The sequence below is a fragment of the Candidatus Acetothermia bacterium genome, assembly GCA_024653305.1.
Lineage (GTDB): Bacteria > Bipolaricaulota > Bipolaricaulia > Bipolaricaulales > Bipolaricaulaceae > JACIWI01.
Genome location: JANLFW010000019.1, coordinates 22,758 through 31,289 on the forward strand (window position 1 = coordinate 22,758; position 8,532 = coordinate 31,289).

At 68.0% G+C, this 8,532-nt stretch carries 10 protein-coding genes; 7 read left to right on the plus strand and 3 right to left on the minus strand.

Features of this window, described 5'->3' with window-relative positions:
• Positions 1-118 precede the first annotated feature (118 nt).
• From thrC to tsaD, 7 genes are all read left to right on the plus strand, one after another.
• Positions 119-1,366, plus strand: a complete 1,248-nt coding sequence (gene thrC, locus NUV94_06985; GenBank protein MCR4392492.1) for a threonine synthase — start codon at positions 119-121, stop codon at positions 1,364-1,366.
• Entirely contained in the window at positions 1,363-1,830 is a 468-nt protein-coding gene (locus NUV94_06990) for a (2Fe-2S)-binding protein (protein MCR4392493.1), read from the plus strand. Before thrC ends, NUV94_06990 begins: the two co-directional genes overlap by 4 nt.
• Complete coding sequence (locus NUV94_06995) at positions 1,827-2,471, plus strand: NTP transferase domain-containing protein (GenBank protein ID MCR4392494.1); 645 nt, start codon at positions 1,827-1,829, stop codon at positions 2,469-2,471. The genes NUV94_06990 and NUV94_06995 overlap by 4 nt, the downstream gene beginning before the upstream one ends.
• A gap of 28 nt (positions 2,472-2,499) precedes the next feature.
• Positions 2,500-3,357 (plus strand): xanthine dehydrogenase family protein subunit M, encoded by an 858-nt coding sequence (locus NUV94_07000; GenBank protein MCR4392495.1) that lies wholly within the window; start codon positions 2,500-2,502, stop codon positions 3,355-3,357.
• Between the two features lie 9 nt (positions 3,358-3,366).
• Positions 3,367-4,470, plus strand: a complete 1,104-nt coding sequence (locus NUV94_07005; GenBank protein ID MCR4392496.1) for a fructose-1,6-bisphosphatase — start codon at positions 3,367-3,369, stop codon at positions 4,468-4,470.
• A 110-nt stretch (positions 4,471-4,580) separates the two neighbouring features.
• On the plus strand, positions 4,581-5,138 hold the full coding sequence (gene hpt, locus NUV94_07010) for a hypoxanthine phosphoribosyltransferase (protein ID MCR4392497.1): 558 nt from the start codon (positions 4,581-4,583) through the stop codon (positions 5,136-5,138).
• Positions 5,139-5,162: 24 nt separating this feature from the next.
• Entirely contained in the window at positions 5,163-6,164 is a 1,002-nt protein-coding gene (tsaD, locus tag NUV94_07015) for a tRNA (adenosine(37)-N6)-threonylcarbamoyltransferase complex transferase subunit TsaD (GenBank protein MCR4392498.1), read from the plus strand.
• A gap of 70 nt (positions 6,165-6,234) precedes the next feature.
• On the opposite strand, the gene NUV94_07020 is transcribed toward tsaD, so the two are convergent.
• The 3 genes from NUV94_07020 to NUV94_07030 form a co-directional block, all read right to left on the minus strand.
• Positions 6,235-6,828, minus strand: a complete 594-nt coding sequence (locus tag NUV94_07020) for a DUF5317 domain-containing protein (GenBank protein ID MCR4392499.1) — start codon at positions 6,826-6,828, stop codon at positions 6,235-6,237.
• On the minus strand, positions 6,829-8,079 hold the full coding sequence (locus NUV94_07025; GenBank protein MCR4392500.1) for an HD domain-containing protein: 1,251 nt from the start codon (positions 8,077-8,079) through the stop codon (positions 6,829-6,831).
• A 79-nt stretch (positions 8,080-8,158) separates the two neighbouring features.
• A complete protein-coding gene (locus NUV94_07030) occupies positions 8,159-8,302 on the minus strand; it encodes a hypothetical protein (GenBank protein ID MCR4392501.1) in 144 nt (47 codons plus the stop codon).
• Positions 8,303-8,532 lie beyond the last annotated feature (230 nt).

The following is an 8,532-nucleotide window of genomic DNA, read 5'->3' on the forward strand; positions in this document are numbered from 1 at the left end:
ATCGGCACCTCTGTGTACGGATGTGTGTTTCCGCGCTATACTCCAAGTGTGAGCCCGACCCATCGTTTCGCGGTGAGCACGCCGGGGGCGGAGTGGGTCGCCGCCGTGAAGGAACGCCATGGGTGAGCCGATCGCGTTCCGCTGTGTGGGTTGTGGCCGAGAGTACGACCCGTGGTCGGTGGACTACGCCTGCCCCCGGTGCGGGCCCTTGAGCGGGACGCTGGAGGTGCTCTACGACTACCGGGCCCTGGCCAGGCGCCTTGTCCCCGGGAGCTTCGCCGAGACGCGGCGGAACTCGCTGTGGCGGTACGAGGAGCTCCTCCCGGTAGGGGTGGAGTACGCGGTGCCCCTGCGGCCGGGGTGGACCCCGCTCTACGAGTGCCCGACTTTGGCCGCCGAGCTCGGCCTTGGGGCGCTGTGGATCAAGGACGACACCCTCAACCCCACCGCCTCCTGCAAGGATCGGGGCACGGCGGTGGCGGTGGCCGCGGCGAGGAAGCTCGGTCGGGATGCGTGCGCCTGCGCCTCCACCGGGAATGCGGCCACGTCCCTCGCCGGGTTCTGCGCTGCGGCCGGGATCCCCTGCTACATCTTCGTTCCCAAGAACGCCCCCCGCCCCAAGGTCGCTCAGCTCCTCGCGTTCGGGGCGATGGTGTTCGTCGTGGATGGCACCTACGGCGAGGCCTATGAGCTCGCGATCCAAGCTGCAGACCGGTTTGGGTGGTACAACCGCTCCGATGGGTGGAACCCGATGGTGGTGGAGGGGAACAAGACCGGGGCCCTCGAGGTGTGGGAGCAGATCGGCGGGGACCCCCTGGACTTCGCCCTGGTGGCCGCAGGGGATGGGTCGGTGGTGTCCGGGATCTGCAAGGGGTTCCAGGAGCTGGTGAAGGTGGGGCTGGCCGACCGGGTGCCCCGGGTGTACGGGGTGCAGGCGGCCGGGGCGGCGGCCATCGCCCATGCCTTTGAGCGCCACGAACAGGGCCGGCCGATCCTCCCCGCGGAGGAGCGGGCGGACACGGTGGCCGACTCGATCCGGGTCGGTACGCCCCGCGACGTGGTGAAGGCGGTGCGCTGCGTGGCCGCCACCGGCGGTGGGTTTGTCACCGTGACCGACGACGAGATCGTGTCCGGGGTCCAGGAGCTGGCCCGCCGGGCCGGGGTGTTCGCCGAGCCGGCCGGGGCCGCCCCATGCGCCGGGCTCCTCCGGCTCCTGCGCGACGGGGCCGTGCCGGAAGGGGCGAAGGTGGTCCTGTTCATCACCGGGTCCGGGCTTAAGGACCCGGAGGGGGCGCTGCGAGGGCTCCCCGAGCCCACCCTGATCCCGCCGCGGATCGAGGCGGTGGCGGAGGCGGTGGGCGAATGACGATCCAGTTCAGGCTGAACGGGCGTCCGGTGGCGGTGGACGTGCCACCGGGGCGCCGCCTCCTCGACCTCCTGCGCGAGGACCTGGGCCTCACCGGGGCGAAGGAGGGATGCGGGGAGGGGGAATGCGGGGCGTGCACGGTGGTGGTGGACGGAAAGCCCCGCCTGGCCTGCCTCACCGCCGCCGTCCAGGTGGAGGGGAAGGACGTCCTGACCATCGAGGGTTTGAGCGAGGCCGGCCAGCTGGATCTTCTGCAGGAGGCGTTCATCGAGACGGCAGGCGTGCAATGCGGGTTCTGCACGCCGGGTCTCGTCATGGCCGCGTATGCCCTCCTCCGGGAGAACCCACGGCCTACGCGGGACGAGGTGCGGGCGTATCTGTCCGGCAACCTATGTCGGTGTACCGGGTACGCGCAGGTGGTGGAGGCGGTGCTGCGGGCGGCGGAGAAGGCCTGCCCCCGGTGACCGGGGTCGTGCTCGCCGCCGGGGCCGGCCGCCGCATGAAAGAGATGCGGAGCTCCGAAGGGGATCCAGCTCTCCTGGGGCGGCCCAAGCTTCTTTTGCTGCTCGATGGGCGGCCGCTCCTCGCGTGGGTGCTAAGCCTCGTGGAACGGCTGCCCCTTGCGGAGCGGGTGATCGTCCTCGGGGCCGAGGCCCAAGCGATCCGTCAAGCGTTGTTCCCCCCTCACCCCGGCCCTCTCCCGCAAGGGGGAGAGGGAGGGGGGAGGTGGCGGATCGTGATCAACGAGGATTGGCCCGAGGGGATTGGGGCCTCGCTCAGGCGAGCGGCGGAGGAGGTGGAGGGAGGGATGCTCCTGTTCCTCGGGGACATGCCGTGGGTGCCGGAGGCCGGGGCACGGGCCGTGCTCGCGCGGGCCGGGGACCGGCCGGTGGCGCTCTCCTACCGTGGGCAGCGGGGGTTCCCGGTGTACCTTCCCCCTTCGCTCGGGCCGGGGCTTCTCGTGCTTGCGGGCGATGTGGGCGCCCGGGATCTTTTGGCCGACTGTGAGCTGATCCCGTGGGACGACCCCGGGGTGATCCGGGACGTGGACGTGGCCGACGACCTTGGGCAACCTCAACGATGTCTGCGACGTTCGTGTTTGTGAGCGCCGTGATGTGTCCACGAGGAGGCCGGTGGTGCGTAGAACCGGTCTGGCGGAGATCGTGAGGCCGCGGGACCTCGCCGAGGCGGTGTGCCTGGTCGCCGAGGGGGGGAAACCCCTCGCCGGGGGCACGGACGTATTCGTGCGGCTGCGGAAGGGGGTCGAGCGCCCGCCGTTCTTGGTGTACATTGGGGACCTCCCCGAGCTGCGCCGGGTCTCGGTGGGCGAAAGCAAGGTCGAGATCGGGGCCGCGGCCACCCACGCCGAGATCCTCGCCTCCCCGGCCGCAGCGCGGCTCCCCATCCTCAGGCTGGCCCTGGAGACCATCGGCTCCCCGGCCATTCGGGCCATGGGGACCCTGGGCGGGAACCTGGCCAACGCCTCCCCGGCCGGGGATGGCCTTATCCCCCTGTACCTCCTCGAGGCGCGGGTGAACTTGGTGGGACCGGACGGGGAGCGGGCGCTGCCGGTGGAGGAGTTCGTCCTCGGCCCTGGGAAAACGGCCCTGCGGCCGGGGGAACTCATCCGTTCCCTGTACCTGCCGTTCCCCGAGGGGGCACCTCGGGCGTACTTCCGCAAGGTGGGACGCCGGCGGGCCCTGATCATCGCCATCGCTTCCCTTGGGGCCCTCCTCTGGCTGCGGGATGGCACGATCGAGCGGGCGCGCCTCGCCCTGGGATCGGTCGCCCCCACCGTGGTCCGACCGCGGGAGGTGGAGGCGGCGCTGACCGGGCGGCCTCTGGCCCCGGACGCCCTCGCCGACCTGGTGGAGACGCTGTCCGCGGCCACCCGGCCCATCTCCGACCTCCGGGCCTCGGCCGACTACCGCAGGACGGTAGCCGGCCGGCTGCTCCTGGACCTGGCCTGCGCCCTTTCTCCGGGCGGTTAGGAGGTGGAGGTGAACGAGATTACGCTCTCGGCGATCAAGGCCGATGTGGGCAGCGTCGGCGGGCATCTCACCCCGTCTTGGGAGATGTTGGCCCGGGTCAAGGAGTTCCTGTCGCGCGAGGGAGGCGGTATCCTGATCGATCACCACGTGACCCACCTCGGGGACGACATCTGCCTCCTCCTTTCCCATCGGGAGGGGGTGGGGAGCCGCGAGGTGCACAAGCTGGCGTGGGAGGCGTTCAAGATGGGGGCGCGGATCGCCCGGGAGGCAGGGTTATACGGCGCCGGCCAGGATCTCCTCCGGGACGCGTTCTCCGGCAACGTGCGCGGCCTCGGGCCGGGGGTGGCCGAGCTTTCGTTCCTCGAACGCCCTGGCGAGGCGTTCCTCCTGCTCCTCGCCGACAAGACCTCCCCGGGGGCGCTGAACCTCCCCCTGTACCTGGCGTTCGCCGATCCGATGCACTGTTCCGGCCTGATCCTGTCCCCATCCTTGGGGCAGGGGTTCCGGTTCACGGTGATGGACGTGGCCCATACCAAGGCCGACCGGGTGATCGAACTCGATGCCCCGGAAGATCTGTACGATCTGGCCGCCCTCCTTCGTGATAACGACCGGTTCGTGATCGAGAAGATCCACGCCCGAGCAAGCGGGGACCAGGCGGTGGCCTGTTCTACCACGCGCCTCACCGCCATCGCCGGCCGCTACGTGGGCAAGGACGACCCGGTAGCCATCGTGCGGGTACAGAAGGACTTCCCCGCCACCGGCGAAGTGCTGGCTCCCTTTGCCCTCGTCCATTACGTGCCCGGGTTCATGCGCGGGAGCCACATCGGGCCCTTGATGCCGGTGCGCGCAGGCACCCCGGTGTCCTACTTCGACGGCCCACCTCAGGTCATGGCCCTCGCCTTCTCCTGTCACGGTGGGCGCCTCTCCGATCCGGTGGATGCGTTCGACCATCCGTTTTGGGACCGGATCAGAGACCAGGCGGCGGAGAAGTCCCTGGAGATCCGGCGCCAAGGGTTCTTCGGCCCGGCCATGCTCGGAATGGCCGAGCTCGAGTACACCGGGATCGCGGACCGGCTGAAGGCGCTCGAGGCGCGGTTTGCCGTGCGTGCGTGAGCCCGGCCGGCGATTGGCATGGGTCAGGGGATCGGGGTATCCTGAGGTATCTTCCCCCAAGATGTTCTCCTGGTGAGGGCGTTTTTGGGGCCAGCCGTTTAGGGCAGAGAATGCTGAACACGATCGAGCGGGTGATCATTTCGGTCGACGAGATCGGCCAGCGGGTGCGGGAGCTCGGGGCCCAGATCTCCGCGGACTACCGCGCCGGGGCCGGGCGCGACCCCCACCGGCGGCCGCTCTTGGTGGTGGGCCTCCTCAAGGGGGCGATGCCGTTCATGGCCGACCTCATCCGGGCCATGGACATCCCCCTCGAGTACGACTTCATGGCCGTCTCGAGCTACCGCAACGGCACCAGTCCCGGGGAGGTGCGGATCCTCAAGGACCTCGACTGCGCCATTGGCCGCCGTGATCTCCTCATCGTCGAGGACATCGTGGACACCGGCCGGACCCTCCACCGCATCCTGAAGGGCCTCTCCGCCCGGGAGCCGGCCACGCTCCGGGTGTGCACGCTTCTGGACAAGCCGCATCGGCGGGAGGTGGAGGTGCCGGTGGACTACGTGGGGTTCGTGCTGCCGGAGAACCTGTTCGTGGTGGGGTATGGGCTCGACTACGCCGAGCTCTACCGGAACCTGCCGTTCATCGGCGTGCTCAAAAGGCGTGAGGCGTAACGGATCACGGATAGGGGACAGGGGATGATCGTCCTCGGCATCGAGACCTCCTGCGACGAGACGGCGGTGGCGGTGGTGCGCGACGGGGGGGAGATGCTGGTGAACCTCGTCTACTCCCAGGCCGACCTTCACGCCCGCTACGGGGGCGTGGTGCCGGAGGCCGCGTCCCGCGATCACCTGCGCAAGCTCCCCTACCTTGTCCAGGAAGCGCTCGTCGCGGCCGGGGTGAGCTGGGACGGGATCGACCTCGTGGGGGTGACCTACGGACCAGGGCTCATCGGCCCCCTATTGGTGGGGGTGGCCTACGCCGCCGGGGTGGTCCTGGCCCGGGGGGTGCCGCTGGTGGGGGTGAACCACCTCGCCGCGCACCTGTTCGCCCATCGGTTGGGCTGGCCCGAGGTGCCCCCGCCGTTCCTGGGGGTGATCGCCTCCGGCGGCCATACCCTGCTCGTGGCCGTGCCCCGGTGGGGGGAGTACCGGGTGGTGGGGGGAACCCGGGACGACGCGGCCGGGGAGGCGCTGGACAAGTTCGGGAGGCTCCTTGGTCTGGGTTACCCCGCCGGGCCGAAGATCGATGCCCTGGCGGAAGAGGGGGATCCGGGAGCGGTGCCGTTCCCCCGCCCGATGCTGGAGTCAGGGTTGGACATGAGCTTCGCCGGGCTGAAGACGGCGGCGGTGTACTGGCTGCGGGACCATCCGCACACCCCGACTCCCGACCTCTGTGCCGCTTACCTGGAGGCCGTCGTCGATCTGCTCACGGAGAAGGCGATCCGGGCAGCGCGCCGGTTTTCCCTGCCGCGCATCGTGGTGGTGGGCGGGGTGGCCGCCAACCGGCGCCTGCGCCAGGTCCTTCCGGCCCGGGCGAGGGAGCGGGGGTTCGAGGCCCACTTCCCCCCACCGGGGCTGTGCACGGACAACGCCGTCATCGTCGCCGCCTGTGCCCACCACCGGTTCGTCGAGCTCGGCCACGCCGATCCGCTGTCGCTTTCCCCGGATCCCAATCTGTCCCTCGACGGCTGGAGTTGATCCGGATGTGTCCCCTCACCCTGGCCCTCTCCCGCGAAGGCTCCGCGGGCCATGAAAAACCTGTGCTGTCTTAACCCTCCCCTTCAGATGGGGGAGGGTCAGGGAGGGGGTGGGGAGAGGGGCGAGCCATCCGCCGGGCGAGGAGGAGCACGAACCCCGCCGCGAGCACCACGTCACCGATGCTGAACGCGGAGCTCAAGGGCACGGCGGCGGGGAGATATAGGAAGTCTCCGAGGAAGTTGAGCCTCGTTGCTGGCCCCATGAGCACTGTATTTCCCTGACGTGTCCCCTGTTCCAGGGCCGCGGCCACCCGGTCGAGCCCGGCCTGGCGGAGGGCCTCGGCCGAGGCCGGCATGTACCCCCCGTTGGCGGCGATGGCGATCAGGTTGAGCAAGAGTCCGCCCCCCATGACGAGGATCTCCGGGTACCGCCGGTTCAGGCCGGTGAATACCAGCAAGAACAGGTAGGAGGTCAGGTGGAGCCAGACCGTGCCCACCGTGACCAGCGGTCCGGCGCTGCCCAACGGGAAGATGAGGAGTTGGATCACCAATGCCATCACGATGAGCCACAGGCCCCGCAGCCGGAGCCGGGCGAGGTGGGCCAAGCTCCCGCGGCGCAGCAGGCCGGCCAAGACCCCGATGACAACCGCCCAGAGGAGGACCATCTACTGAACGAGCTTGAGGAACTCATCCACCAACTGGGGATCGAGCTCCTTCCCTTTCATCTCCTGGAGGATCCGGCGGGCTTCCTCTTTGGAGTAGGCCTTCCGGTAGGGGCGGTCGGAGGTGAGGGCGCTCCACACATCGGCCACGGCGAGGATCCGCGCCCCGAGCGGGATCTTTTTGCCGGCCAGGCCATCGGGGTACCCGCTTCCGTCCCAGTGTTCGTGCTCGTGCTTGACGATGTCCAGGACCCCCTCGTAGATCTCCAAGCCCTGAAGGAGCTCGGCGCTGGTCACCGGATGCCGCGTCATGATCGCCCATTCCTCGGGGGAGAGCTTGGTCGGTTTGAGGAGGATGCGGTCAGGGACGGCGATCTTGCCCAGGTCATGGACCCGCGCCGCGGCGGCGACCTGTTCCGTTTCCTCCTCCGGGAGGCGCAGGGCCCGGGCCAGCCGCTCCGCGAGCTTGGCCACCTCGGTGGAGTGCTCTCCGGTGTAGGGGTCACGCTCCCCGACGACACGGGCGATGCGCTCAAACGCCTGTTGGGCCTGTTGGCGCAACCGGGCATAGCCGCGGATGGATGCCTGCACCACCGTGAGCGGGCTGAGCATGAGCAGGATGTACCATGGAGAAAGGGTGTACAGAACCGCAATAAGGATCCCGAGGATTCCGATGGATAATAATTGAGTTAGCAAGTGACGCAAGTAGAACTTGAGCTGATAGACAAAAGAGATCTTTTCGGTAAGGTAGACAATGAGGGCCACCGCCGACTTATTGACAATTGTGTACGTAATGAAAGCGAAAGATAGAGGGACAAAGTGCCAAATCGTTGTGTATGGTGGGGGAGTTCCGCCGAGGGCTTTAAGCACAAGGGCCGCCGTGGTGACCGAGATCACGAGCTGGCCCACGTTGAACCCGATATAGGCAGCGAAGAGGGACTTGTTCTTGCTTAGGACTTTCCAGCAAAGGAGGAGCTCGGCCGGCAAGGTGGCGAGAAGCACGGTGAGGATCCCAAGCGGAGCGCCTCCGATGTAGACCGCGGCGGTGCACACCGCCATTGCCGCGGAGGTGCTCCTCTTGGCGATGACCTCGACCTCGAAGAGCTCGCATAGAAAATCGATGCTGGCAAGGAGAAGCCAGACGAGGATGAACTGCGGGGTGAGTTTAGCTTGTGGAACGAAGACAAGGATACAAGCGAGCGCGGCAACCACCACCGCGACGATGTAAACCCGAGCACCCGTGGGTAAGCGCATCGCCAGCAAGCTTAGCGAAACTTAAAGGGGGGCACCGCCCCCCATGATCACCTTCGTCGGTGATGAACGACCTAGAGCTTCAGGGCTTCCACTTGTCGTTGGCCCCGCTGAGGAGCATGAACGCCGCCAGGGCCAGCAGCACATAGAGGCCGCGCGCGCCCAGCGCCTTAACGATGAACCGCCCCACCCGATCACCAACCTTGCTCGAAGTCCCCCACTTCATCGTTGCCCTCCTTTACCGCAAGTTTGCCTTCTTTGTTCACCTTTTCCTAGTCGTTTGTCCCGTTAACCAGGGAAATCCAGCTTAAGCCAACCATCACCCCCCAGTTTGTGATCTATATTCTATATTGCTTTCAACCGCAGTATACAGGAATCCTCCTGGGCGTGTCAAGCCCCAGTGAGGTGCCCCCGTTTGATGTACCACCCCGAGCGCGAGCCAGGGACCTGCCCCGG